We start from the raw sequence: 24232 nt of genomic DNA, 5'->3' as shown, positions 1-24232 counted from the left end.
AGCTCAGCCTCGCCGCCCGTGGCGCTCATGAGCGCGCGCAGGAGCCGGAGCCGGGGAAGACGCAGGTGGGGGTGCGGGCTCCGGAGCCAGGGACGTCGCCGCGGAGAGGCGGATGAGCCGGGCTTCGCAGTGGTCGAGCCAGCGGGCTTCGGCCTCCGTCTGGAAGATGAGCTGCTCGAGCACGAGCAGCCAGGCGACGTCGTCACGGTTCACGAGTTCGGACTCCAGCGCCTGGGCCTTGAGGCGGGTGTAGTCCTGCATCGCCTTCACGGTGTGCCGTCGCTGGAACTGGATGACCTCGCGGATGTCGACGGTCGGGGCACCGACCGCCATGGCCAGCTTGATGGCCAGCTCGTCACGGGCCGGGCTGGTGCGGTCGACGGGCCGCCCGAACCAGGACTTCAGTTCGCCGCGCCCGGCGTCGGTGATGGCGTAGAGCGCGTGCCCGGCCTCGTCCTCCCCGTCCTGGACGACCATGCCGTCGCGCTCGAGCCGGCTGAGGGTCGTATAGACCTGGCCGACGTTGAGCGGCCAGGTGGCTCCCGTGCGGGATTCGAACTCCGTGCGGAGCTGAGAGCCGTAGCGGGGGCCGCGTTCGAGGAGGGCCAGAAGTCCGTGGCGGATCGACATACTCAGTATGTATACCGAGTATGTCGTCGCGGACAAGCGACTTGCGACGGATCCGGTCCGTAGGCCGTAGGGATGACTCAGGTACTGAGGGAGGGCATTCCGGTCGTCCTCCGGTGCGATCTCAGTAGCGGCGGAGCCGCAGCCCCATGTAGCCGAGACCTATCCCCATCAGGGCGAATCCGGTACCGAGCGTCAATATCGGAATCTTCCGCTCCAGTGGTGCGGACGACGACTGCGGGGCCGCCTTGCCGACGGCGGCAGGTGCAACGGGTGCGGTGCGAGTGGGGTGTACCGGCGGCGGAACCTGCGCGGGGGGCAGGAAAACGGGCTTGTCGCCGGTGTCACGTTGCGGCGCCTTGCTCTTGCCGGGGGTGCGTCCATGGTCGGGCGCCCGGTCCCGGTCGTTGCCGTTCTCCCGGTCGTGGGCGTGGCCACGGCCCTGGTCGCTGCCGCGGTCGTGCTCGGCTTCGCGGACGTGCCCGGACTCCGGGGGCTCCGGCGCATCGCCGAGCGGCGGTGCCGTACGGCCGGGGCGCTTGCGTCCCTCTCCGGCCTCGCGGCCCGCCAGAGAGGGGGAGGGCGGCGCGGGTTCGGCGGCCCTCGGGGCGGGCCGGAAGCCGGTGCCGGGGTTGCCCGAATCGGTTGCGGCCTCTCCGGAGCCGTAGAGCCGTACGAGTGGCGGCGGGAGAGGTCCCAAGGGGCTCCGGTGGTCGCTGTGGTTCCCGCGATCCCGGCCGTCCCCGTGGCCTCCGCGGTATCCATGGCCCCCGTGGTCTCCCCGGCCCGCGTGGTTCCCCTGCCGCCCGCGGTCCCCGCCGTCCCGCCGGCCCTCGCGTGCTTGTCCGTCCTGGCGGCCCGATCCATCGCCGGTACTCAAGCGAAACGTTTCTGTAGACCCTCGCGGGCCCTCCGCGCGTTCACCGGCGTACGCCCCGACAGGCGTGGCCAGCACCAGGGCCGCGAGAGCCGTGATGGTCGTCACGCAGTGCGTGTGGAGCTTCGGAGTCACTGGAGTGACCCCCTCCCGTGCCGAGTCGCCGATTCGCCGAGATGCCGGATGCCGAGGCGCGGGTTGCCTCGGAACCCGGATGTCCGGACGCCCGGGCGCCGGGTTTGCGGGACGCCTGCAGGGCGGGATCCGGGTAAGCGGAATGCGTGCTGCGGAAGTATCGAACTCAGCGTCACATGCACGAACATTTCCGGCATCTCGGGCATTGGGATCCGTCGCGCACATGCAGAACGGCCCGGCACGCACTCGCGCGCCAGGCCGTTCGGGACGGGTCGGGGTTCCGGCTGTCCGGGTCATCCGGGCCGTTCGTGGCGTGATCCACCGAACGGCGGAACGATGCCGGGAGGCCGCCTCAGTAGCCGGAGCCCGGGTCCCCCGTGGCGATCTTCAGCTCGAACGTCTGGTTGCCCGGGACCACGGCGGTCCCTTCGGTCGGGAACTGCTCGATGACCTGGTCCTCCGCGTACTGCGGGTGGTCCACCCGGGTTTCCTTGATCTGCCAGCCCGCGGCCTGGATGCACTGCTTGACGGAGATCAGGTCCTTGTACACGAAGCTCGGGGCCTGGACCTTCTTCGGGTCGTCGCTGTCCTCGGACGCGTCCGAACAGTCCTCGGTGTCCATCTTGCGGTTGCGCTCCGGCGGCCTGTGCTCCGCCGCCTGCCCGCCCGCCGTCGGACCGGCGTCGCCGCCCGTACCCGGGTCCTCGTCGCCGCCGCCCATGTTCAGGACGGCGATCAGGCCGCCGATCGCCAGGAGCGCGACCACGATCGAGCCGACGATGACCGGCATGTTCCGGCTGCCTCCACCGCTGCCGCCCGCGGAACCACCCGTCTGCTGAGGCGAGATGGTGTAAGGGGGCGGTGTCTGCGACTGGTAGGCCGCAGCGGGAGGCGGCGTCTGCGACTGATAGGCCGCGGCAGGCGTCTGCTGCGGGTAGCCGTAGCCCGGCGAGGGTGTCGGGGCGGGAGCCGCCGTCGGGTGTCCGTACGGGCCCGGAACCGGGGCCTGCTGCGGCCCCGGAACGGGGCCCGGCTGGTACGGCTGGTGCACGCTCGGCGGAGCCGGGATCGCCTGGTCCACCGGGGGGAACACGGCCGAGCCGACTCCCGCCCCGCTGCTGACCGGACCACCGGGCACGATCACCGGCGCGCCCGTCCGGCCGGCGTTCGCCACCCGCTCGCACTCGTCGCGCATCGCGGCGGCGTTCGGGAAGCGTTCGTTGGGGTTCTTCTTCAGCGCCCGCGCCACCAGGGCGTCCATCGCGGGGGTCAGGGAGCGGTTGACGGAGGACGGAGCGACCGGCTCCTCCTGCACATGTGCGTATGCGATGGCCAGCGGCGAGTCGGCGTCGAACGGCAGCCGGCCGGTCAGCAGCTGGAAGAGCATGATGCCCACCGAGTACAGGTCGCTGCGTGCGTCGACTCCGCGCCCGAGCGCCTGCTCCGGCGACAGGTACTGCGGCGTACCGACGACCATGCCGGTCTGCGTCATCGAGGTGACACCCGACTGCATGGCCCGCGCGATGCCGAAGTCCATGACCTTGACGACGCCGCGCTTCGTGATCATCACATTGCCGGGCTTGATGTCCCGGTGGACCAGGCTCATCTCATGGCTGGTCTCGAGCGCCGCCAGCACATCGGCCGTCACCTTGAGCGCCTTGTCGGCGGGCATCGCGCCGTACTGCCGGACGTCGGCCTGCAGCACGGAGCCGAGCGGCAGGCCCTCGACGTACTCCATGACGATGTAGGGCATCAGCGAGCCGGCGAGCTCGTCCTCACCCGTGTCGAAGACCGACACGATATTGGTGTGGGAGAGTTTGGCGACGGCCTGCGCCTCCCGCCGGAAGCGCTCGCGGAACGACTGCTCCCGCCCGAGCTCGGTGTGGAGGGTCTTGATGGCGACCTGGCGGTCCAACGCGGTGTCGTACGCCAGATATACGGACGCCATGCCGCCTTCGCCGAGCAGGTCCCGAAGCTGGTACCGGCCGCCCGCGACAGAGCCGCCCGCATAGCGGCCGCCGGCCTGTGCCCCGTCCTGGCTCATGTCGTGCTTCCCCCTAGGCGCGCCTGGCGGCGGCGATGATCCGGTTTTACGGGCCAAGTCTGCCGGAGGGCACGGACACGTCAAGCCAGGTGCCCGTTCCGTGACCGTACGCACAAGAAGCGTCTCGCAAGCGTTACAGGAAACTCATGGAATTTGCTTCGGTACAGCGGCAACGGGTTTGATGGCCGGTCCATCTCGCACCGGGGCGGTACGCGGAGCCTGTAGCGTGACGTGGCAAAGCACCCGAACGGGCCGCGCACGGCGCGTGGCGCGGCAAAGACACGACGGCGAGGACTGATGGCACCCGAACCCGAAGCAAGTGGCGGCGGAGTCTCGGATGCTGCGGAATCCTGGGGCGTCGGCGGGCTCGTCGGCGACGGCCGCTACCGCCTGACGGGCCGTCTCGGCCGCGGCGGCATGGCCGAGGTGTTCGCCGCGGAGGACGTCCGGCTCGGCCGCACCGTGGCCGTCAAGCTGCTTCGCGCCGACCTCGCGGAGGACCCCGTGTCCAAGGCCCGCTTCACGCGCGAGGCACAGTCGGTCGCCGGGCTCAACCACCACGCCATCGTCGCCGTGTACGACTCCGGCGAGGACGTCGTGAACGGCCAGTCCGTGCCGTACATCGTGATGGAGCTGGTCGAGGGCCACACCATCCGCGATCTCCTCATCAACGCCGAGGCCCCGCCGACCGAGCAGGCGCTCATCATCGTCTCCGGCGTCCTCGAGGCGCTCGCGTACTCGCACCAGCACGGCATCGTGCACCGCGACATCAAGCCCGCGAACGTCATCATCACCAACAGCGGCGCGGTCAAGGTGATGGACTTCGGCATCGCCCGCGCGCTGCACGGTGCGTCGACAACGATGACGCAGACCGGCATGGTCATGGGCACGCCGCAGTACCTCTCCCCCGAGCAGGCCCTCGGCAAGGCCGTCGACCACCGCTCGGACCTGTACGCCACCGGCTGTCTGCTCTACGAACTGCTGGCGCTGCGTCCGCCGTTCACCGGCGAGACCCCGCTCTCCGTGGTCTACCAGCACGTCCAGGACGCCCCCGTGCCTCCCTCGGAGGCCTCGGACGTGGCGCCGCCGGAGCTGGACGGGCTCGTCATCCGCGCCCTCGCGAAGGACCCCGACGACCGGTTCCAGAGCGCCGAGGAGATGCGCGGACTGGTGCAGTACGGGCTGCAGATGCTCCAGCAGGCGGGCAGCCACACCGGTACGTGGAACACCGGCCCGGTCGAGCTGCACGAGGGCGGCTACGCCCCCGCGATGGGGATGGCCGCGACGACCGTGATGGGGCACCCGGCCAACGGGGACACCTCGCAGGGCTCGATACTGCCGCCGCGCAATCCGGACGACGGCGGCTTCAACGGTGGTTACAACGGCGCGAGCGGCGGCGGCAAGGGCCGCGGCGGCCGCGGGAAGGTGCTGTTGTTCGTCGCGCTCGCGCTGATCGCGATCACGGCGGGTGTGGTCTTCGCACTGGACCGGGCCAAGGACACCACCACGGACCAGAAGCCTGACACGCCGACTTCCCAGACGCCCGCCACACCGAAGGACAGGACACCGACGCCGTCGGACCCGGAGACCCAGGAGAACGAGACTCCGGAACAGGGGACCGGCGGCAACGAGCAGCCCTGGACGCCGTCCGATCCTCCGGCCCAGGAGGACACGCCCTCCACCCCGCAGACCCCGAGCGGCCAGCCTTCCGACCCGGCCACCGCGACCGAGGGCACCACGGACGGGACCACGGAGGGCACGACGGAAGGCACGACCGAGGGCACGACGGAAGGCACGACCGAGGGCACCACGGAAGGCACGACGGAGGGCACGACGGAAGGTACGACGGAGGGCACCACGGAGGGGACGACCACCGGCACGGACGCCGGCGCCGCGGCCGGTGCCGACGGCGGCACCGTTCCGTAGAGCCCCGACGCTTCGTAGAGCCCCGACGCTTCGCAGGGCCCCCGTCACCGCCGGGGCGCCGCTCACCCCGCGAAGGCCTCGCACACCGCCTCGTACTCCCGTGTCCACCACACCGCCAGGGCCGACGCCGCAGGAAACTGCGGGTCGGCCCTTCGGTCGTGCAGTTGGTAGCGCCAGCGCAGTATCCAGAAGTCGTTGAGCCGCTCCCACCAGACCCGGTGCGCCGCGGCCGCCAGCTCCGCGCTGTCCGCCCCGGCCGCCCTGCGGTAGGCGCGTGCGTACGCCCGCACCTTGGGGAGTTCCAGCTCTCCGGCGGGACCCACGAAGAAGATGGCCGCGGCCCGTACGGCCTCCTCGGCACGCGGCTGCACCCCCAGCCGGTCCCAGTCGACGATCGCCGCCGGCTCGGCGCCCCGGTACAGCAGGTTCAGCGGATGGAAGTCGCCGTGCACCCAGCCGCCGCCGGCGGCCGGGGGAGGCCGCCGGTGAGCGTGCCGTGCGAGCAGGGCGCGGCGCTCCACCAGCCGGTGCTCGGCGAGCGCGTCGAAGGCGTCCCGGGGCCGGTGGGCACGCGCCAGGTCCAGCAGTTCGTCGATGAGCGCGAAGGTCTCGCCGGGGTCGGCGCTGCTGTGCTCCCGGTTGTGCTCGCCGCTGTGCGGGGACGTATCCATCACCCGTTCCAGGCCGGTGTGCACCAGGCCCAGCAGGGCGCCGAGGCGCCGGGACTCGGCGGTGGTCAGCTGGGCGCCGTCCCGGTGCCTGCCGTCCACCCAGGGATGCAGGGCGTAGCAGCGGCCGCCGATCACGGCGACGGTGTCACCGGTCGTGTCCTGGACGGGCGGGGCGACGGGGACGCCGAGGGATTGCAGGCGCTGGGTGGCGCGGTGCTGGCGGGCGATGGTGTCGCGGTCGGCGGTCGGCGCGTCCAGGTGGTGCTTGAGGAAGTAGGCGCCGCGGGTGGTGGCGAGGCGGTAGCCGCGGTTGAGGAGGCCCTGGGTGACGGGCTCGCAGGAGAGGGGCTCGCCGGGTCTTTCGTACCGGCGCAGCAGTTCACCCAGAGGAGGTGGGGCGGTAGCAGATGAGCGCGGCACCCGTCAGATGATAGATCACGCAGCGTGTCGCGCGTGTCGCCCTTCGGAATAGTCCTTTTGGCCCTGTGCTCGCGCACGGCAGGGGGCGGCCGGTGCGGTTCCGGTCGGTCCGCTCCCGTCAGTGCCGCTCCGCCTGCATCCTCGCCACGTACGCCGCGGCCTGGGAGCGGCGCTCCATGCCGAGCTTGCCGAGCAGGGTGGAGACATAGTTCTTGATCGTCTTTTCGGCGAGGTGGAGCCGCTCGCCGATCGCCCGGTTGGTCAGGCCCTCCCCGATCAGATCCAGGATCCTGCGCTCCTGCTCGGTCAGGCCGGACAGCTTGTCCTGGCCTCTGGGGCTGCCCCCGTCCCGCAGCCGTTCCAGCACCCGTGCGGTGGCGACCGGGTCGAGCAGCGACTTGCCGGCCGCCACGTCCCGTACCGCCGTCAGCAGTTCGGAGCCGCGGATCGCCTTGAGCACGTAGCCGGACGCCCCGGCCATGATCGCGTCGAAAAGCGCCTCGTCATCGGTGTACGAGGTCAGTATCAGGCATTTGATGTTCTCGTCACGGGAACGGATCTCACGGCACACCTCCACCCCGCTGCCATCCGGAAGGCGCACATCCAGAACGGCCACGTCGGGGCGGACCGCGGGAATCCTGGCGATGGCGTCCGCCGCCGTTCCCGCCTCCCCGACGACCTCGATGTCGTCCCCGAGCGTCAGCAACTCGTGCACACCGCGCCGGACGATTTCGTGGTCATCCAAGAGGAATACCCTGATTTTTCCGTCTTCGCCCACGAAATCAGTCTCACATACTCACTCTTCCCGTGTCGGGGGTGACCGGGATAACGTGCCGGTGTTCCGGCGGCCTGCAAGGCTGTGACCAGTGGATGTTCCCGCTTTTCTCGATTTACTTGGAAATCCAAGCAAAATCGCAGGTCAAATGGGGTTTCGCGGTAATGCGCCCCACTGGGTAACGTGCCTTTGGCAGGGCGCTCGCCGGGGCACCTGTCACGCCTGTTCCCGGCCGAGTCGCACCCACCCCGTGCACGCGTACGGATACAGGCGAGCCGCACTGGTACCCGGCGGACCCCGGGGACCGGACAGACGGAGGAGCAACGCACGTGACCGTGGAAAGCACTGCCGCGCGCAAACCGCGTCGCAGCAGTAAGCGCGTCAGCGCCGCGAAGAAGCCGCAGAGTTCCGAGCCCCAGCTCGTACAGCTGCTGACGCCGGAAGGCGAACGGGTCGAGCACCCGGAGTACGACATCGACCTGGGGCCCGAGGAGATCCGCGGGCTCTACCGGGACATGGTTCTGACGCGTCGCTTCGACGCCGAGGCCACCGCCCTCCAGCGCCAGGGCGAGCTGGGCCTGTGGGCGTCGCTGCTGGGCCAGGAGGCCGCGCAGATCGGCTCCGGCCGGGCCCTGCGCGACGACGACTACGTCTTCCCGACCTACCGCGAGCACGGCGTCGCCTGGTGCCGAGGGGTCGACCCGACGAATCTGCTGGGGATGTTCCGTGGTGTGAACCACGGTGGCTGGGACCCGAACAGCAACAATTTCCACCTGTACACGATCGTGATCGGCTCGCAGACGCTGCACGCGACCGGCTACGCGATGGGTGTCGCCAAGGACGGCGCGGACTCCGCGGTGATCGCGTACTTCGGTGACGGTGCCTCCAGCCAGGGCGACGTGGCGGAGTCCTTCACCTTCTCCGCGGTGTACAACGCCCCGGTCGTGTTCTTCTGCCAGAACAACCAGTGGGCGATCTCCGAGCCCACCGAGCGCCAGACCCGCGTCCCGCTCTACCAGCGCGCGCAGGGCTTCGGCTTCCCCGGTGTCCGCGTCGACGGCAACGACGTCCTCGCCTGCCTTGCGGTGACCCGCTCCGCCCTGGAGCGCGCCCGCCGCGGTGAGGGTCCGACGCTGATCGAGGCCTTCACGTACCGGATGGGTGCCCACACCACCTCCGACGACCCGACCAAGTACCGGCACGACGACGAGCGGGCGGCCTGGGAGGCCAAGGACCCGATCCTGCGTCTGCGTACGTACCTGGAGCGGGAGGTCCTCGACAAGAACGAGGCCGAGGCGTACTTCACCGCCCTGGACGAGGAGAGCGACGCGCTGGCCAAGCGTGTCCGCGAGGCCGTCCGCGCCATGCCCGACCCGGACGACATGGCCATTTTCGAGAACGTGTACGCCGACGGGCACGCGCTGGTCGACGAGGAGCGCGCGCAATTCGCCGCGTACCAGGCCTCCTTCGCCGACTCGGTCGAGGAGGGCAAGTAAGCCATGGCCACAGAGAAGATGTCCCTCGCCAAGGCGCTCAACGAGTCGCTGCGCAAGGCCCTCGACACCGACCCCAAGGTCCTCATCATGGGCGAGGACGTCGGAAAGCTCGGCGGGGTCTTCCGTATCACCGACGGACTGCAGAAGGACTTCGGCGAGGAGCGGGTCATCGACACCCCGCTCGCCGAGTCCGGCATCGTCGGCACCGCGATCGGTCTCGCACTGCGCGGCTACCGCCCGGTGGTCGAGATCCAGTTCGACGGTTTCGTCTTCCCCGCGTACGACCAGATCGTCACGCAGCTCGCCAAGATGCACGCCCGCGCGCTCGGCAAGATCAAGATGCCGGTCGTCGTCCGTATCCCGTACGGCGGCGGCATCGGCGCGGTCGAGCACCACTCCGAGTCGCCGGAGGCGCTGTTCGCGCACGTGGCGGGCCTGAAGGTGGTCTCGCCCTCGAACGCGTCGGACGGCTACTGGATGCTCCAGCAGGCCATCCAGAGCGACGACCCGGTGATCTTCTTCGAGCCGAAGCGCCGCTACTGGGACAAGGGCGAGGTCGACACCGAGTCCATCCCCGACCCGCTGCACGCCGCCCGTGTGTCACGCACCGGCACGGACATCACGCTGGCCGCGTACGGGCCGATGGTCAAGGTCTGCCTGGAGGCCGCCGCGGCCGCCCAGGAGGAGGGCAAGTCGGTGGAGGTCCTGGATCTGCGCTCGATGTCCCCGATCGACTTCGACGCCGTGCAGAAGTCCGTGGAGAAGACGGGCCGGCTCGTCGTCGTCCACGAGGCCCCGGTCTTCTACGGCTCCGGCGCGGAGATCGCCGCCCGCATCACGGAGCGGTGCTTCTACCACCTGGAGGCGCCGGTCCTGCGGGTCGGCGGGTTCCACGCTCCGTACCCGCCCGCCCGGCTGGAGGAGGAGTACCTTCCAGGCCTGGACCGGGTGCTCGACGCCGTCGACCGCTCGCTGGCGTACTGAGGAGAGGGTCTTGACGACGATGACTGACGCTTCTGCCCGCTTCCGTGAGTTCAAGATGCCCGACGTGGGCGAGGGACTCACCGAGGCCGAGATCCTCAAGTGGTACGTCCGGCCCGGCGACACCGTCACCGACGGCCAGGTCGTGTGCGAGGTGGAAACCGCGAAGGCGGCGGTGGAGCTGCCGATCCCGTACGACGGTGTCGTGCACGAGCTGCGCTTCGACGAGGGCACCACCGTGGACGTCGGTACGGCGATCATCACGGTGGACGTGGCGCCGGGCTCGGGTCCGGCGGAGGAGCCGCCGCCGGCGGCCACCGAGCCGACGCTCGCGGCCGCCGAGCCGGAGGTCCCGAAGGACAAGCCGGCCGGACGCCAGCCGGTGCTCGTCGGCTACGGCGTGGCCGAGTCCTCGACCAAGCGGCGTCCGCGCAAGGGCTCTTCGGTGCCGGAGCAGTCCCAGGCCGCCGCGGCCGTCCAGGTCGAGCTCAACGGGCACGGGACCGCGGTGTCCACCGCGCCCCGCCCGCTGGCCAAGCCTCCGGTCCGCAAGCTCGCCAAGGACCTCGGGGTGGACCTCGCGACCGTCGTGCCCAGCGGGCCCGACGGGATCATCACCCGCGAGGACGTCCACGCGGCCGTGGCCCCGGCCCAGCCGGCCGCGGCGCCCGCGCAGGCTGCGGAGTCCGAGGCACCGGCCCCGGTGGCGGCGCCCGCGGTGGCCCCCGGCGCCCGCGAGACCCGTATCCCCGTCAAGGGTGTGCGGAAGGCGACCGCGCAGGCCATGATCGGGTCGGCGTTCACCGCGCCGCACGTCACCGAGTTCGTCACGGTCGACGTGACGCGCACGATGAAGCTGGTCGAGGAACTCAAGGCCGACAAGGACATGGCCGGGCTCCGGGTGAACCCGCTGCTCCTCGTCGCCAGGGCGCTGCTGGTCGCGATCAAGCGCAACCCGGAGATCAACGCCTCCTGGGACGAGGCGAACCAGGAGATCGTTCTCAAGCACTACGTGAACCTGGGCATCGCCGCCGCGACGCCGCGCGGTCTGATCGTGCCGAACATCAAGGACGCGCACGACAAGACCCTGCCGCAGCTGGCCGAGTCCCTGAGCGAGCTGGTGGCAACTGCGCGCGAGGGCAGGACCACACCGGCGGCGATGCAGGGCGGCACGGTGACCATCACCAACGTCGGCGTCTTCGGCGTCGACACCGGTACGCCGATCCTCAACCCCGGTGAGTCCGCGATCCTGGCGGTCGGTGCGATCAAGCTCCAGCCGTGGGTCCACAAGGGCAAGGTGAAGCCCCGGCAGGTCACGACGCTGGCGCTGTCCTTCGACCACCGGCTGGTCGACGGCGAGCTCGGCTCGAAGGTCCTGGCGGACACCGCCGCGATCCTTCAGGACCCGAAGCGCCTGATCACCTGGGCGTGACGGGACGGGCCGGCGGCCCTGGCCGGACGGCACGTACGCATACGAAGAGGTCCCGTGACGCGATCGGCGTCACGGGACCTCTTCGTGCGTACGGCGCTTGCCGTATCAGTCGCGCTGAGCGCCCGGGGGCAGCGTCCGCACCTTCATGGTGCTCGCGGTGTTGGAGCCGAAGCCGTAGTCCAGCAGCTTCGCCGCGTCGGTGGTACGGGTGTTGACGCTGGAGCTGTTCAGGACCACTCCGATGTAGGTCTTGCCGTTGCGGGTGGCGGCGAAGACGAGGCACGGGCCCGCAGCCGTGCCGGTGCCGGTCTTGACGCCGGTGGCGCCGCTGTAGGAGCCCAGCAGCTTGTTGGTGTTGTACCAGGTGTACGTGCGGGTGCCGCCGGTGCTCGTGGGCGCGGTGGACTTGTACGAGGTCGACTTGACGACCGCGCGGAAGTTGACGTTGTTCATGGCGTAGCGGGCGATCTTCGCCAGGTCGCGCGGGGTGGTGACGTTGTTGCCGGTCTGCGAGATGCCGTCGAACGAGTCGAACTTGGTGTTCCTCGCCCCGAGCTCCACGGCCTTGGCGTTCATCTTCGCGATGAAGTTCTGGGCGCGGGCGGTGCGCGTGGTGCCGCTGCCGAAGGTGTCGGCGAGCGCGAACGCGGCGTCGCAGCCCGAGGGCAGCATGAGGCCGTACAGCAGCTGGCGGACGGTGAGCTTGTCGCCCGTCCGCAAGTCGGCGGTGCTGGCGCCCTGGGCCGCCACGTAGTCGCGGTAGGCCTTGTTGACGGTGACCTTGCGGTTGAGGTCGAGACCGGGGCTGGAGAGCACGACGGCAGCCGTCATGACCTTCGTGGTGCTCGCCATCTGGCGCTTGGTGTCCGCGCCCTTGGTATACACCGGCGCGCCGTTGGAGCCGAGCATCAAGTACGCGCCCTTGGCGGAGACGGTCGGCGCGGTGGCCGCCTGGGCGGACGACGCGGCCAGGGGCGACACGGTCAGCAGGACGCCGGTGGCAAGGGTGACCGCGGCGGCTCTGCGCACGCCCGTAAAGCTGGAATTCAAAGGGAACGCTCCGAGTTCGCGAATGCGCTGAAAAGGGACGTCTGTGAGGCCTGAGAGAAACGAGGGCCCAGAGACGAGACTCACGGGTGCCGCAAAAGGATGTACGCATCCCCAGAAGAAGTTCGCGTCCTGCATCGTGGACGGCACTTCGTGATGCACCCCTCTTGTATCTAAGCTGTGCGCATGACCGCCGCACCCGCTGCCGAACGTGTCTACACCCACATCAAACGGGCGGTTCTCGACCGGCGTTACGAGGGCGGAACGCTTCTTACCGAGGGGGAGCTCGCCGAGGCCGTCGGCGTGTCCCGCACCCCTGTGCGCGAGGCCCTGCTCAAGCTGGAGATGGAAGGGCTGCTCAAGCTCTACCCGAAGAAGGGCGCGCTCGTGCTCGCCGTCTCCGCCCAGGAGATATCGGACGTCATCGAAACCCGGCTGCTGGTCGAGGAGTTCGCCGTCCGCAGGGCCGTGCCGGCCCCGGCCCCGCTCGTCGAGCGGCTGCAGGACCTCGTGGACCGGCAGAAGCTGCACGCGGAAGCCGGTGACCTCGCCGCCGTCGCCGCCACCGACCGCGCCTTCCACGCCGAGATCGTCCGCAACGCAGGGAACGAGATCCTCTCCCGCCTCTACGACCAGCTCCGCGACCGTCAGCTGCGGATGGGCGTCGCCCTGATGCACGCGCAGCCCGAACGCATCACCAAGAACATCACCGAGCACGCCGAGATGCTGGAGGCCATCAGGGCAGGTGACACCGAGCGGGCGGCGGGCTGTGTGCACCAGCATCTGACCTGGGTCAAGGTGCTGGCGCGGGGTGAGGAGCGATGAGCGCCACCGCCCTGTCACTTCCCGGCGATCCGCCCGGTGGCCGCCGCGCCCGTACGGTCTGGGGCATCGGCGTCGCCGTCTACTTCGTGGCCGTCATCTTCCGGACGTCGCTGGGCGTCGCCGGACTCGATGCGGCCGACCGCTTCGACGTCAACGCCTCCGCCCTCTCCACCTTCTCCATACTCCAGCTGCTCGTGTACGCGGGCATGCAGATACCCGTCGGCCTGATGGTCGACAGGCTCGGCACCAAGAAGGTCCTCACCCTCGGCGTCGTCCTGTTCACCGCCGGACAGCTGGGCTTCGCGCTCTCCCCCTCGTACGGCACGGCCCTCGCCTCCCGCGCACTGCTCGGCTGCGGCGACGCGATGACCTTCATCAGTGTGCTGAGGCTCGGCTCCCGCTGGTTCCCCGCGCGTCGCGGCCCGCTCATCGCCCAGATCGCCGCGCTGTTCGGCATGGCGGGCAATCTCGTCTCGACCATCGTCGTCTCCCGGATGCTGCACGGGCTCGGCTGGACCGCGACGTTCGCCGGCAGTGCGCTCGCCGGAGTGATCGTCCTCGTCCTGCTGCTGCTCTTCCTGAAGGACCACCCCGAGGGACACGAGCCCGCCCCGGCCCACCACGCCGGCGCCGCCTTCGTCCGCAGGCAGATCGCCGAGTCCTGGCGCGAGCCCGGCACCCGGCTCGGTATGTGGGTGCACTTCACGACCCAGTTCCCCGCCATGGTGTTCCTGCTGCTGTGGGGGATGCCCTTCCTCGTCGAGGCACAGGACCTGTCCCGGGAGACCGCGGGCGAGCTGCTCACGCTTGTGGTGGCGGCCAACATGGTGGTGGGCCTGGTCTACGGACAGGTCATCGCCCGGCACCACGCGGCCAGGGCGCCGCTCGCGCTCGGCACGGTCGGGGCGACCGCGGCGGTGTGGGGCGCCACCCTCGCGTACCCCGGCGAACAGGCCCCGATGTGGCTGCTGATCATTCTGTGCACGGTGCTCGGCGCCTGTGGACCGGCCTCGATGATCGGCTTCGACTTCGCGCGCCCCGCGAATCCGCCCCGGCGGCAGGGCACGGCCTCCGGCATCGTCAACATGGGCGGCTTCACGGCCTCGATGGCGACGCTGCTCGCCGTGGGCATGCTGCTGGACGCGACCGGCGACAACTACCGGATCGCGTTCGCCTCCGTCTTCGTCCTGCAGGCGCTCGGCGTGTTCCAGATGCTGCGGCTGCGTGCGCGCACGGCGCGGCGTGAGCGGGATCGGCTGGTGGCGAGCCGGGTGGAGGCCGTGCACGTACCGGCGTGACGGCGGCCGACCGGCCGGGAGCCGGTCCGTCGATGCCGGGCGGGGTGCGAACGGCCCCGCCCCGCTACGGCGTGACCGCGAAGCGGTCCAGGATCGCCGCCGCCAGATCCGCGTCTCCGTCGACCTTGATCCGGTCGGCCACGGCCGCGGGCCTGACCCGCCCGGCGGCAAGCCGTACGTACGTCTCCCAGTCCAGCGCGAACGTCACCGCCGGGCCCAGCGAAGGGGCGCCGTCGATCGTCCCCCGCCCGTCCGTGTCGACGCGCACGGTCCGCAGGAACTCCAGGGGTCCGCTCACGTCGAAGACCACCGCGGAGTTCGGCGGCGCGCCCGCGTCCTTGGCGACGACCTTCGGGAGCGCCTCCAGGAACGCGTCACGCGCGACCAGCGCGCCGGGGGAGTCGAGATTGCCCGGCCTGTCGAGTGCCACACGAAGATCCTGCTCGTGCACCCAGGCGTCGAACGCCCGCATCCGGTAGGCCAGTTCCAGGGTCTGCTCCGCACCGAGCGGAGCGCGGACCATGCTGTCGGGTGCCCGGTTCTCGTTCCGCAGCTGACGGTTGCGCCGGATGATCGTGTACTCGAGCTCGGAGGTCATCTCCGGCGCGGTGTGGTGCCGGCGCACATCGACCTGCATCTCCATGTAGCGCGTGAACTCACTGCGTACGTGATAGAGGTCGCGGGGCAGCGTGTGGATCGGACGGGGGTCACCGAGCATCTCGCACTCCATGCCGATGACATGCGACACGATGTCGCGCACCGACCATCCGGGGCACGGAGTGGCGCGGTTCCACTCCCCCTCGACGAGCGGCTGCACCAGCTCGGATATCGCTTCGATGGAGTGGGTCCAGGCGTCGGCGTAGGTCTGGAGACTGGGATGGACGGTCACGGAACCCCTCGGCGGTTGTGCGCGGGCTGGGTGCTGGGCAGCGGCCGGGGGTCCTGGGGGCGGCCCCCGGGAGAGAACAGTACGCTGCCCTTGGGCACCCCGGCAGTGCTTTCGTGTGACGATCGTAGGCCCGTGTTGACGGCTCGAATGCCAGGACGGTGGTAGTGTGCGCGCCTCGCTCATCCAGATCGCAGTAGACCCGGACGAACCAGTCGATTCACGCAGGCAGCGAGCCGCGTCCCTGGTCCGCGAACAGTCCGGCGCCGATCTGGTCGTCCTCCCCGAGCTCTGGCCCGTCGGAGCCTTCGCCTACGAACTGTTCGAGACCGAGGCGGAGCCGCTCAACGGCCCCACGTACGAAGTCATGGCCAAGGCCGCCGCCGACGCGGGCGTCTGGCTGCACGCCGGCTCCATCGTCGAGCGCGCCGCGACCACGGGCGGCTCCGACGCGGCCCCCGGCCCCCTCTACAACACCTCGCTCGTCTTCTCCCCCACCGGGGAACTCGCCGGCGTCTACCGCAAGATCCACCGGTTCGGCTTCGACAAGGGCGAGGCGGTGATGATGGCCGCGGGCAGCGAGCTCGTCACCGTCCCGCTGCCGGACACCACCCTCGGCCTCGCCACCTGCTACGACCTCCGCTTCCCCGAGCTCTTCCGCGGGCTCGTCGACGCGGGCGCCGACCTCCTCGTCATCCCCGCCGGCTGGCCCGCACGCCGCCGCGCCCACTGGACCCTCCTCGCCCAGGCCCGCGCCGTCGAGAACCAGTCGTACGTCCTCGCCGTCGGCAGCGCGGGCACCCACGCGGGCGTCGAGCAGGCGGGCCACAGCATCGTCGTCGACCCCTGGGGCGAGGTCCTCGCCGAGGCGGGCGCGGAGGAGGAGATCCTCACCGTGGACCTCGACCCGGCCAAGGTCGCCGCTACCCGCGAGCAGTTCCCCGCCCTCAAGGACCGCGTGCTGGGCCTTCCGACACCCCGGTGAGACGCGGGTCCGCTGCGCGGGCGGTGCGGGTGTGGTTGTCGTGGTGGCCGGTGCGGGTCGCTGCGCGGTGCCGGGTGCGGTTGTCGGGGTTGGCCGGTGCCGTGACTGCGGCCGGTGTGTCCGTCCTCAAACTCCCCCAGACTTCGTCCGGGGGGACCCCCAACGGGCTTGGGCGGGGGCTGTGGGTGGGGGGCGGGGCCCCTCCGGGCTCGACTCCTCGGGGACGGCGGCTTACCGCCGACCTCGGAGGCGTCCGGTGGTTCCGCCGTCCCCTGCGGGGCCGACCCTGCACGGCCCCGCCCCGGTCGCGTTGCCGACTGCCGCCCGGTGGGTGGTTCACCCGACACACGGCGATCGGCCCACCACCCCCGGCCCCGAGGGGGGCCGTGGAGGGGTCGTGTCCGGGACACTAAAGCGTGATTTGTGGCGCGGCGCGGGCGTCGCCGATGTGGTGCTGGTCAGCGCGCCGTAAATCATGCCGTCCCGGATGCGAGCCCCGGAACGGCCCCCAACGCCCACCACCCGGTACCGGCCGACCCCGACAACCCAGCCCGTCCGGCGTTTGAGGACGGACACACCGGCCAACAACACGGCACCGGCCAACCCCGACAACCACACCCGCACCGCCCGCGCAGCGACCCCGCGGTCAGCCCGCGGCGCCGAAGTTCTGTACCCACCACGGGCCGTGGGCGCTGAGGTTGACGCCCACGCCGAAGTCCTTGAAGCCGCAGTCCAGGATGTTGTCGCGGTGACTGGGGCTGTTCATCCAGTCGCGCATCGCGGTGACGGGATTGTCCGGACCCCGGTGGATGTTCTCGCCCCACTTGCCGACCGGATAACCCGCGCTGCGCATACGGTCGTCGGCATGCCGCCCTTCCGGACTGGCGTGCTCGTAGTAGTTGCGGGCGGCCATGTCGTCGGCGTGCGCCTGCGCCGCGGCCTGCAGCTGCGCGTGCACCCGCAGAGGGCCGCAACCCGCCTTCGCGCGCTTGGTGTTGACCAGCGCGGCGATCCGCTCGGCGAATCGGGCCGCCTCGCCCGTGGCGCGGTCGACGCCCTCCTGCCCCCTGTCCCCGGGTGTGGGCTGTGCGGTGGGCGCCTTCTGCCCGGCAGGGTCGGTGATCCCGACCGGCGTGGTGTGCCCCGTGCCGTCGACGGGGGGCCGGGAGCCGGTGTCCGTCCCGGCGGGAGCCGCCGGAGCCGCTGCGGACGGAACAGCGACGGGCGACGCCGGGGGTATGAAGCCGGAGAGAGCAGCCCCCGGGACCCGGTCGCCGCCCGCGTCCACCGGCACCTGCTGCACGGACGCCGCGGCGTCCCCCGCGACCTCGGTCCCGCCGTCCGATCCGCTCAGCGCGAAGACCCCGCCCGCGAGCACAGCGGCGGCCGTGGCCCCCAAGGCCACGGGTATGCCGCCGACCCTCGCGCCCGGTCGGCCCGCGCCGCCCGGTCGGCCCACGCCGCCCGGTCGGCCCACGCCGCCCGGCCGGAACACCGGCTGCCGACGACGGCTGTGCCGTCCCTTCCCGGCGGCCCGCCGCCTGCCACCCCCGCCGATGCCGTTCCGGCCGGACCCGTCCTCCAGGCCCTCCAGGTACCAGATGCGATCGTCGCCGTGCTGCATCGAAGCCCCCTGTCATGCGAACGCCGGTCGGTCCGGCACATGGGAGAGCGAAGAACAGCACCCGCGATAACAGTTTTCGGCCACAAGGGTTCCGGCCGTCGCCGACAGCGCGGATCTCGTCCCGTACGAGCTGCCCGGCTCCGGAATGCGCACCCGGGTGGGTGGGGTTGGATGGAGGCATGGCTACACGTGCACGCGTCCGCGCCCCCGAGCTGATCGGCAAGGGCGGCTGGCTGAACACCGGCGGAAACGATCTGACCCTCGCTGACCTGCGAGGACGCATTGTCGTTCTCGATTTCTGGACATTTTGCTGTATCAACTGCCTGCATGTCCTGGACGAGCTCCGTGAGCTCGAGGAGAAGCACCGCGACACCCTGGTGATCATCGGTGTGCACTCGCCGAAGTTCGTGCACGAGGCCGAGCACCAGGCCGTCGTCGACGCCGTCGAGCGCTACGAGGTGCATCACCCGGTGCTGGACGATCCCGAGCTCGCGACCTGGAAGCAGTACGCAGTAAGGGCCTGGCCGACGCTCGTGGTGATCGACCCCGAGGGGTACGTCGTCGCCCAGCACGCCGGTGAGGGGCATGCGCATGCCATCGAGCGGCTGGTGGAGGAGCTGGAGGCAGAGCACGAGGCGAAGGGGACGCTGCGGCGCGGGGACGGACCGTACGTGCCGCCGGAGCCGGTCGCCACGGATCTGCGCTTTCCCGGGAAGGCCGTGCTGCTTCCTTCCGGCAACTTCCTCGTGTCCGACTCGACCCGGCATCAGCTGGTCGAGCTGGAGGCGGACGGTGAGACCGTCGTACGGCGCATCGGGGACGGTGACTTCCGGGAGCCGCAGGGGCTTGCCCTGCTGCCGTCCGGGAAGGTGATCGTCGCGGACACGGTGAACCACGCGCTGCGGACGTACGACCCCGGGACCGGGGAGATCGAGCGGGTCGCCGGGACGGGGCGGCAGTGGTGGCAGGGCTCGCCCACGTCCGGGCCCGCCCTCGAGGTGGACCTGTCCTCGCCGTGGGACGTGGCCTGGTGGCAGGGCAAGGTGTGGATCGCGATGGCCGGTGTCCACCAGCTGTGGACGTACGACCCCGAGGCCGGGACGGTCCAGGTGGCGGCCGGGACGACCAACGAAGGACTGGTCGACGGGTCCGCCGCCGAGGCGTGGTTCGCGCAGCCGTCCGGGCTCGCGGCCGCCGGGGACCGGCTGTGGATCGCCGACTCCGAGACCTCCGCGCTGCGCTGGATCGACGCCGAAGGGATCGTTCACACGGCCGTCGGTACCGGGCTGTTCGACTTCGGGCACCGCGACGGGGCCGCCGGCCAGGCGCTGCTCCAGCACCCGCTCGGCGTCACGGCGCTGCCCGACGGTTCGGTCGCCGTCAGCGACACGTACAACCACGCGCTGCGCCGCTACGACCCGGTGACGGGCGAGGTGACGACACTCGCCACCGATCTGCGGGAGCCCTCCGCGGCCGTGCTGGCCGACGAGGACATCGTGGTCGTCGAATCGGCCCGGCACCGGCTGACGCGGTTGCGGCTGCCGGAGGAGGCGGTACGGGTCGAGGCGGTCGCCCACCGGACCCGGCGGGCGGCGACCGAAGTGGCTCCGGGCAGGCTGCGGTTGGACGTGGTGTTCCAGGCCCCGGCGGGGCAGAAGCTCGACACCCGCTACGGTCCCTCCACCCGGCTGCTCGTCTCCTCGACCCCGCCGGAGCTGCTGGCCGGGGGCGAGGGAGCGGGCACCGATCTGTTCCGCGAGCTGGAGCTGAACCCTGCGGTGACGGAGGGCGTGCTGCATGTGTCGGCGATGGCCGCGTCGTGCGACGACGACCCGGAGAACGAGTACCCGGCCTGCCATGTGCACCAGCAGGACTGGGGTGTTCCGGTACGGGTGACGGCGGAGGGCACGGCGCGGCTGCCGCTCGTCCTCGCGGGAATGGACTCCTGAGCCGTCGCGCACTGCGTCAGCGCACCAGACCCTGGTGCGTGGACTGCCGGCCCGCCGCGCCGTCGACGCAGCCGGCCACCCACAACCGCTGGTTGTGGGTGGCCCTGCGGCCGCCCCGGCCCTCGGCCTCTGCCCTGGCGCATCCGCCGCTCAGCAGCGCCTTCGTCCGCTCGCCCGTCATGTCGGTCTGGCGGACGCGGTTGCCAACGATGTATCCGCCTTCGTACGCGACGTCGTCGCCCCACGGCGGGCGGTCGTTGTACTGCCGCACGAGGAGTGCGGCGAGACAGGCTCCCAGCAGCCCGGCTGCGACGAGCAAGGTGATCAACTTGGCGCGCGACGGGACCCGGTGGCGCACCAGGTCCGTCTCTCCCGTCAGAACCATGGTCAACACCGTTGCAGGGACGGTGTTTCCCGGATGTTAGCGACGACGCGGCGACGACGCGCGACGCACGCCGCCGGGCCCCGCTCACCGATCCGGACTGATCGGTACGAAAGACCCCTAGAACCCGCTCTCCGGCGGGCGTTCCCTGTCCACGTACGTCGGTGCGACCGGCGATACGACCGCCCGGCGCCGCCGCGCGATGCTGGTGAATGTGGCGACCCCGATCAGGCCGACCGCCATCATGATCAGACCGACCAGGTCGAGGTTGACGCTCGACACCTGCCAGTCGGTCGCGAACGTGAGAATCGCTCCGGCTCCGATGAGCAGGATGCAGCCTCCTAGACCCATGATTTCCGCCTCCTGAAAGCAGCGTGGCCGTTCGGGTACCCCCACCCCGAACGGCCATGCGTGTTTCTGCTTCCGCCGGGCGGAACCGGCTCACCTCAGGGGCGGACTACCTCACGTCGACGTAGTCCTCGGTGCTGCTCGAAACGAGGTGCTTCTCGTTCGGGTAGAGGTGGATGGCGGCCCAGGTGCCGTCACCGGGCGCCCGGAAGTTCTTCGTGAACGTGCCGTTCGCCTTGGACTTCACCTCGGTCATGAGGTACCACTGGTTCTCGCCCTTGGGCTTGAAGATGATCAGGACCGGCTTGCCGCCGTACGCCTGCCAGCTCGGGGTGCGGTGCAGCAGGGTGCCCCTGACCGTGATGGTGCCGCCCTTGCGGACCGGCTCGGGGGAGGCGTTGAAGTCCTTGATCCGGGTCTCGGCGCGGGCCGTGTACCGCACCTTGCTGGTGGTGCCCTGCACGGTGCCCGTGGCGCCGGAGTAGACGGCCCGGTAGTAGCCGGCCGGGTAGGTGGAGAAGGAGCCGGTGAACGTGCCGTAGATGTTGACCCTGACGGTCTTCGCCGTCTGCCACCCGTCGCGGCCGTTCCTGGACCACTGGACGACGACGTTGCGGTGCGGCTGCGGCCTTCCGGCGACGCTGAGTTCGCCGCTGAAGCTGAGCTTGCCGAACTTGTCGAGCGAGGTGGCGAAGTCGGCGATGCTGCTGACGCCGATGGTGTCGTAGACGGGCTTGACGCCGCCGGTCTTGTCGTTCACCCACATGTTCCGGGCGAACTTCACCTGGTACTTGCTGTTGTGGACGGGCATCGGCGTCTTGAAGGTGAACCGGCCGTCGGCGCCCGAAGTGGCGGCGATCTCCCCGGTCCAGAAGCTGTCGTCCGGGTCGTCGAACTCCACCGGCACGCCGGAGGCCGGCTTCCACGCGCCGTTGGACGCCTTGTACTCGGCGCGTCCGCCGACCGTGATGGCCTTGCCGAACTTCTCGCGGAAGGTCGACTTGTCGAGGACGATGCGGTTGGGCAGCTTGGTGACGGTCACCCGGGTCCACGGGGAGCCGACCGGCGAGTGGGTGCCGGGAGCCTGGTACTCGGCGTAGACCCAGCCCTCGGAACCCATGTGTCCCGCGTCGCCCGGCCGGAAGGAGTCGGCGAACCTGCCCTCGGCGTCCGTGACGACCTTGTCCGTGATGCTCTCGTAGTTGAGGGTCACCTCGGCCCCGGCCATCGGTGTCACCGCGTGTGTGACGGGCTGCCACTGGCCGAGGCGGCCGGTGCGCGTCACCACGGGGTTCTCGAGGTTCGGGTTCGCGTTGCCGACCGTGAACTCGAAGACCGGCTTCGCGGTGTAGTCGTAGGTACCCGCGTCCTCGATGACCGTGTGGTCGCCGTCGGCCTCGTCGACGACGACGTCGATGTCGTACTGGCCGGCGGCGGGGAGCTTCACCTCGTCCTTGGTGAGCCAGTCGCCGGTGCGCCCGCTGCCCTGGAGGAGTTCGAAGCCGGTGACGGTGGCCGTCACCTCGTCAGAACCCTTCGGGTGGAGCACGGCTTCGACCTTGGTGACGTCGCTGTCGGTGCTGAGGTCGTCGACGAACAGACGGCCGTGCTGCTGCCAGTGGTCGCGGGCGTCCTTGACGGTGGGCGCCTCGGCGGCCATCGCGGTGCCGGGCATCGCGAGAGAGCCCAGTGCGACGGAAGTGCACAGGGCGATGCAAAGTCTGCGGTTCAAATCTGTCCCCCCGGACAAGAAGAAAGAGGGGCGCGCGTGAATGCTGTGCTGGATGAGCACGATGAGAAAAGAGTGAACGCGCGCCGACCACCGCATTGTAAGTGGCTGGCGCGCGTTGCGCACGAGTGATTCTCCCGACAGGAGAAGCGTTACTTCACGTCGACGTTGCCCGTTACTTTCGCATTCATCAGGTGCTTGTCGTCCACATCGATGTGCAGGGCGAAGACGGTGCCGTCGCCCCGCTCCTTGAAGCTCCCCTTGAACGTGCCGTTGGCCGCGGACTTCACCTCACCCATCAGGTAGGACTCCTTGGGCTTGCCCTTGGGCGAGAAGAAGACCAGCACCTTCTTGTTCCCGTACGCCTGCCAGCTCGGCGTGCGGTGCAGCAGGGTGCCGGAGACGACGACGGAGCGGCCCTTCTTCACCGTCGGCGAGACCTTGAAGTCCTTGATACGGGTCTCGGCGCGGCCTGCGTACAGGACGGGGCTCACAACACCCCGTACGTTCGGGGAACCGTGGTACACCGCGCGGTAGTAGCCGGTCGGAGGGGCGGGGACATCCTCCCGGAAGTGGCCCCAGGTGTCCTGGAGCTTCAGCGACCTGAGCTTCCTCCAGCCGTCCTTGCCGTTCTTGGAGGTCTGGATGTCGACCGTGTTCAGCGGGCGCGGAGCCCCCTCGACCTCCAGCGACCCCGAGGCGGTGAGCCTGGAGTCGGAGCCGAGCTCGACGGTGAACCCGCTGATGGAGCTGACGCCCGTGGTGCGGAAAGTCAGCGGTGTGCTCGGCTTGTTGGAGAACCACTCGCCGTTGCTGACGGTCAGCCGGAGCTGCTCGCCCACGAAGGGGATCTTGGTCTCGGCGCTGAAGGTCCCGTCCGCGCGGGTGAAGCCCCTGCCCGCGTAGAGCCCGGACGCGTCGGTGATGTCCGCGTCGGCGTACTCGGCGGGCTTCCAGACGCCGTCCAGCTGGTACTCGACCTTGCCGGTGACCGTGACCGGTGCGTTGTACACACCGCTGAAGTCGCTCTTGTCGAGGGTGACCCGGGCCGGGAGACCCTTGGGGGCCACCGTCACCGTTTCTGACCTGACGTCATAGGCGACGCCGTACACCGGCACGGGCCGGTCCTCTGCGATGAACCACTCGGAGAAGCGGCCGTCCGCGTCGGTCTTGACGAAGTCCACGTCGGTGATGTCCGTGGAGGAGTGCAGACGGATGGAGCTGTCGGCCACGGGCTTGCGCTCGTGCGTGACCGGCTGCCACTCGACGAGCCGGCCGCTCGCGGTGACCTTCATGTCGTCCACGGTCGGCCGCGGACGGTCGACACCGAATTCCTCGAAGTACTTCTTGGCCCGGTAGTCGTACGTACCGGCGTTCTTCAGGGTCGTCTCGTCGCCGTCGGCCTCCTTGACGACCAGGTCGACGGCATAGGTGCCGGCGGCCCCGAGCCGGACCTCGCCCTTGGTCAGCCAGTCGCCCTTCTTCCGGTCGCCCGAGGCGAGCTGGAAGTCGTGGACGGTCTCCAGGGCCGCATCCTCGCCGGGCCTGTGGACCACGGCGGTGACATCGGTGATCTCACTGTCGGCCGCGAGGTCGTCGACGAAGAGGTGGCCCAACTGACGGTCATGACCGCCGACTTCGAGGGCGGTCGGCCCCTCGGCTGCGAAAGCGGTGCCCGGCACCGCGAGTACGCCCAGTGCCACGGACGTGGACAGGGCAAGGGAAATGCTGCGCTTCACGTGTGTGCGTCCCCCCGGACGATTGGAGGGGCGCGC

The 24232-nt window shown here is 70.3% G+C and carries 20 protein-coding genes; 8 read left to right on the top strand and 12 right to left on the bottom strand.

Annotated features, from left to right (window positions below; genetic code table 11):
* Positions 1–3: 3 nt before the first annotated feature.
* The 3 genes from ACFU5O_RS16590 to ACFU5O_RS16580 all read right to left on the bottom strand — a co-directional run bounded on the left by ACFU5O_RS16590 (position 4) and on the right by ACFU5O_RS16580 (position 3683).
* Positions 4–630 (bottom strand): PadR family transcriptional regulator, encoded by a 627-nt coding sequence (locus tag ACFU5O_RS16590; RefSeq protein WP_384240769.1) that lies wholly within the window; start codon positions 628–630, stop codon positions 4–6.
* A 121-nt stretch (positions 631–751) separates the two neighbouring features.
* Positions 752–1327: a hypothetical protein gene (locus tag ACFU5O_RS16585; protein WP_384240766.1), complete on the bottom strand. Its 576-nt coding sequence runs from the start codon at positions 1325–1327 to the stop codon at positions 752–754.
* A gap of 664 nt (positions 1328–1991) precedes the next feature.
* Entirely contained in the window at positions 1992–3683 is a 1692-nt protein-coding gene (locus ACFU5O_RS16580; RefSeq protein ID WP_384240764.1) for a protein kinase, read from the bottom strand.
* A 297-nt stretch (positions 3684–3980) separates the two neighbouring features.
* On the opposite strand from ACFU5O_RS16580, the gene ACFU5O_RS16575 reads away from it, so the two are divergent.
* Positions 3981–5609: a protein kinase gene (locus ACFU5O_RS16575; RefSeq protein ID WP_384240762.1), complete on the top strand. Its 1629-nt coding sequence runs from the start codon at positions 3981–3983 to the stop codon at positions 5607–5609.
* A gap of 62 nt (positions 5610–5671) precedes the next feature.
* Here the strand turns inward: ACFU5O_RS16575 and ACFU5O_RS16570 are convergent, their stop codons facing one another.
* Positions 5672–6700, bottom strand: coding sequence for a phosphotransferase (locus ACFU5O_RS16570; RefSeq protein WP_384240759.1), 1029 nt, complete (start codon positions 6698–6700; stop codon positions 5672–5674).
* 118 nt (positions 6701–6818) lie between these two features.
* The gene (locus ACFU5O_RS16565) at positions 6819–7478 is read right to left on the bottom strand and encodes a response regulator (RefSeq protein ID WP_384240757.1); all 660 of its coding nucleotides are present in this window, start codon (positions 7476–7478) and stop codon (positions 6819–6821) included.
* Positions 7479–7804: 326 nt separating this feature from the next.
* Between ACFU5O_RS16565 and pdhA the strand changes: the two genes are divergently transcribed.
* From pdhA to ACFU5O_RS16550, 3 genes are read left to right on the top strand one after another with little or no spacing between them, the layout of a single operon-like run.
* On the top strand, positions 7805–8971 hold the full coding sequence (pdhA, locus tag ACFU5O_RS16560; protein ID WP_384240755.1) for a pyruvate dehydrogenase (acetyl-transferring) E1 component subunit alpha: 1167 nt from the start codon (positions 7805–7807) through the stop codon (positions 8969–8971).
* Positions 8972–8974: 3 nt separating this feature from the next.
* A complete protein-coding gene (locus ACFU5O_RS16555; RefSeq protein ID WP_384240753.1) occupies positions 8975–9955 on the top strand; it encodes an alpha-ketoacid dehydrogenase subunit beta in 981 nt (326 codons plus the stop codon).
* Between the two features lie 10 nt (positions 9956–9965).
* A complete protein-coding gene (locus ACFU5O_RS16550; protein ID WP_384240750.1) occupies positions 9966–11384 on the top strand; it encodes a dihydrolipoamide acetyltransferase family protein in 1419 nt (472 codons plus the stop codon).
* A gap of 105 nt (positions 11385–11489) precedes the next feature.
* Here the strand turns inward: ACFU5O_RS16550 and ACFU5O_RS16545 are convergent, their stop codons facing one another.
* Complete coding sequence (locus ACFU5O_RS16545; protein ID WP_384240749.1) at positions 11490–12413, bottom strand: D-alanyl-D-alanine carboxypeptidase family protein; 924 nt, start codon at positions 12411–12413, stop codon at positions 11490–11492.
* Between the two features lie 204 nt (positions 12414–12617).
* On the opposite strand from ACFU5O_RS16545, the gene ACFU5O_RS16540 reads away from it, so the two are divergent.
* Together ACFU5O_RS16540 and ACFU5O_RS16535 are read left to right on the top strand one after the other, a co-directional pair.
* A complete protein-coding gene (locus ACFU5O_RS16540; RefSeq protein WP_384240747.1) occupies positions 12618–13256 on the top strand; it encodes a GntR family transcriptional regulator in 639 nt (212 codons plus the stop codon).
* The gene (locus tag ACFU5O_RS16535) at positions 13253–14554 is read left to right on the top strand and encodes a nitrate/nitrite transporter (protein ID WP_384240745.1); all 1302 of its coding nucleotides are present in this window, start codon (positions 13253–13255) and stop codon (positions 14552–14554) included. The genes ACFU5O_RS16540 and ACFU5O_RS16535 overlap by 4 nt, the downstream gene beginning before the upstream one ends.
* 64 nt (positions 14555–14618) lie before the next feature.
* On the opposite strand, the gene ACFU5O_RS16530 is transcribed toward ACFU5O_RS16535, so the two are convergent.
* Positions 14619–15443: a maleylpyruvate isomerase family mycothiol-dependent enzyme gene (locus ACFU5O_RS16530; RefSeq protein ID WP_384240743.1), complete on the bottom strand. Its 825-nt coding sequence runs from the start codon at positions 15441–15443 to the stop codon at positions 14619–14621.
* A 166-nt stretch (positions 15444–15609) separates the two neighbouring features.
* On the opposite strand from ACFU5O_RS16530, the gene ACFU5O_RS16525 reads away from it, so the two are divergent.
* The gene (locus ACFU5O_RS16525) at positions 15610–16425 is read left to right on the top strand and encodes a carbon-nitrogen family hydrolase (RefSeq protein ID WP_384240741.1); all 816 of its coding nucleotides are present in this window, start codon (positions 15610–15612) and stop codon (positions 16423–16425) included.
* A gap of 646 nt (positions 16426–17071) precedes the next feature.
* Here the strand turns inward: ACFU5O_RS16525 and ACFU5O_RS16520 are convergent.
* Positions 17072–18049, bottom strand: coding sequence for a CAP domain-containing protein (locus tag ACFU5O_RS16520; RefSeq protein WP_384240738.1), 978 nt, complete (start codon positions 18047–18049; stop codon positions 17072–17074).
* A 179-nt stretch (positions 18050–18228) separates the two neighbouring features.
* Here ACFU5O_RS16520 and ACFU5O_RS16515 point away from each other — a divergent pair, with 179 nt between their 5' ends.
* Positions 18229–19998: an NHL domain-containing thioredoxin family protein gene (locus ACFU5O_RS16515; RefSeq protein ID WP_384240736.1), complete on the top strand. Its 1770-nt coding sequence runs from the start codon at positions 18229–18231 to the stop codon at positions 19996–19998.
* Positions 19999–20014: 16 nt separating this feature from the next.
* Here ACFU5O_RS16515 and ACFU5O_RS16510 read toward each other — a convergent pair whose 3' ends face one another.
* From ACFU5O_RS16510 to ACFU5O_RS16495, 4 genes are all read right to left on the bottom strand, one after another.
* A complete protein-coding gene (locus tag ACFU5O_RS16510; protein ID WP_384240734.1) occupies positions 20015–20383 on the bottom strand; it encodes a hypothetical protein in 369 nt (122 codons plus the stop codon).
* Positions 20384–20500: 117 nt separating this feature from the next.
* Positions 20501–20731 carry a DUF6458 family protein gene (locus ACFU5O_RS16505; protein ID WP_384240732.1) on the bottom strand — a complete coding sequence of 77 codons (231 nt, stop codon included), beginning with the start codon at positions 20729–20731 and terminating at the stop codon, positions 20501–20503.
* Between the two features lie 106 nt (positions 20732–20837).
* Positions 20838–22460, bottom strand: a complete 1623-nt coding sequence (locus ACFU5O_RS16500) for a hypothetical protein (RefSeq protein ID WP_384240729.1) — start codon at positions 22458–22460, stop codon at positions 20838–20840.
* Between the two features lie 149 nt (positions 22461–22609).
* The gene (locus ACFU5O_RS16495) at positions 22610–24196 is read right to left on the bottom strand and encodes a hypothetical protein (RefSeq protein WP_384240727.1); all 1587 of its coding nucleotides are present in this window, start codon (positions 24194–24196) and stop codon (positions 22610–22612) included.
* Positions 24197–24232: the final 36 nt, after the last annotated feature.

Source organism: Streptomyces sp. NPDC057445, from assembly GCF_042802855.1.
In the GTDB taxonomy this organism is placed as follows: Bacteria; Actinomycetota; Actinomycetes; order Streptomycetales; family Streptomycetaceae; genus Streptomyces.
The sequence above is the reverse complement of the archived record's forward strand: the minus strand, read 5'-3'. Positions and strand labels throughout refer to the sequence as shown.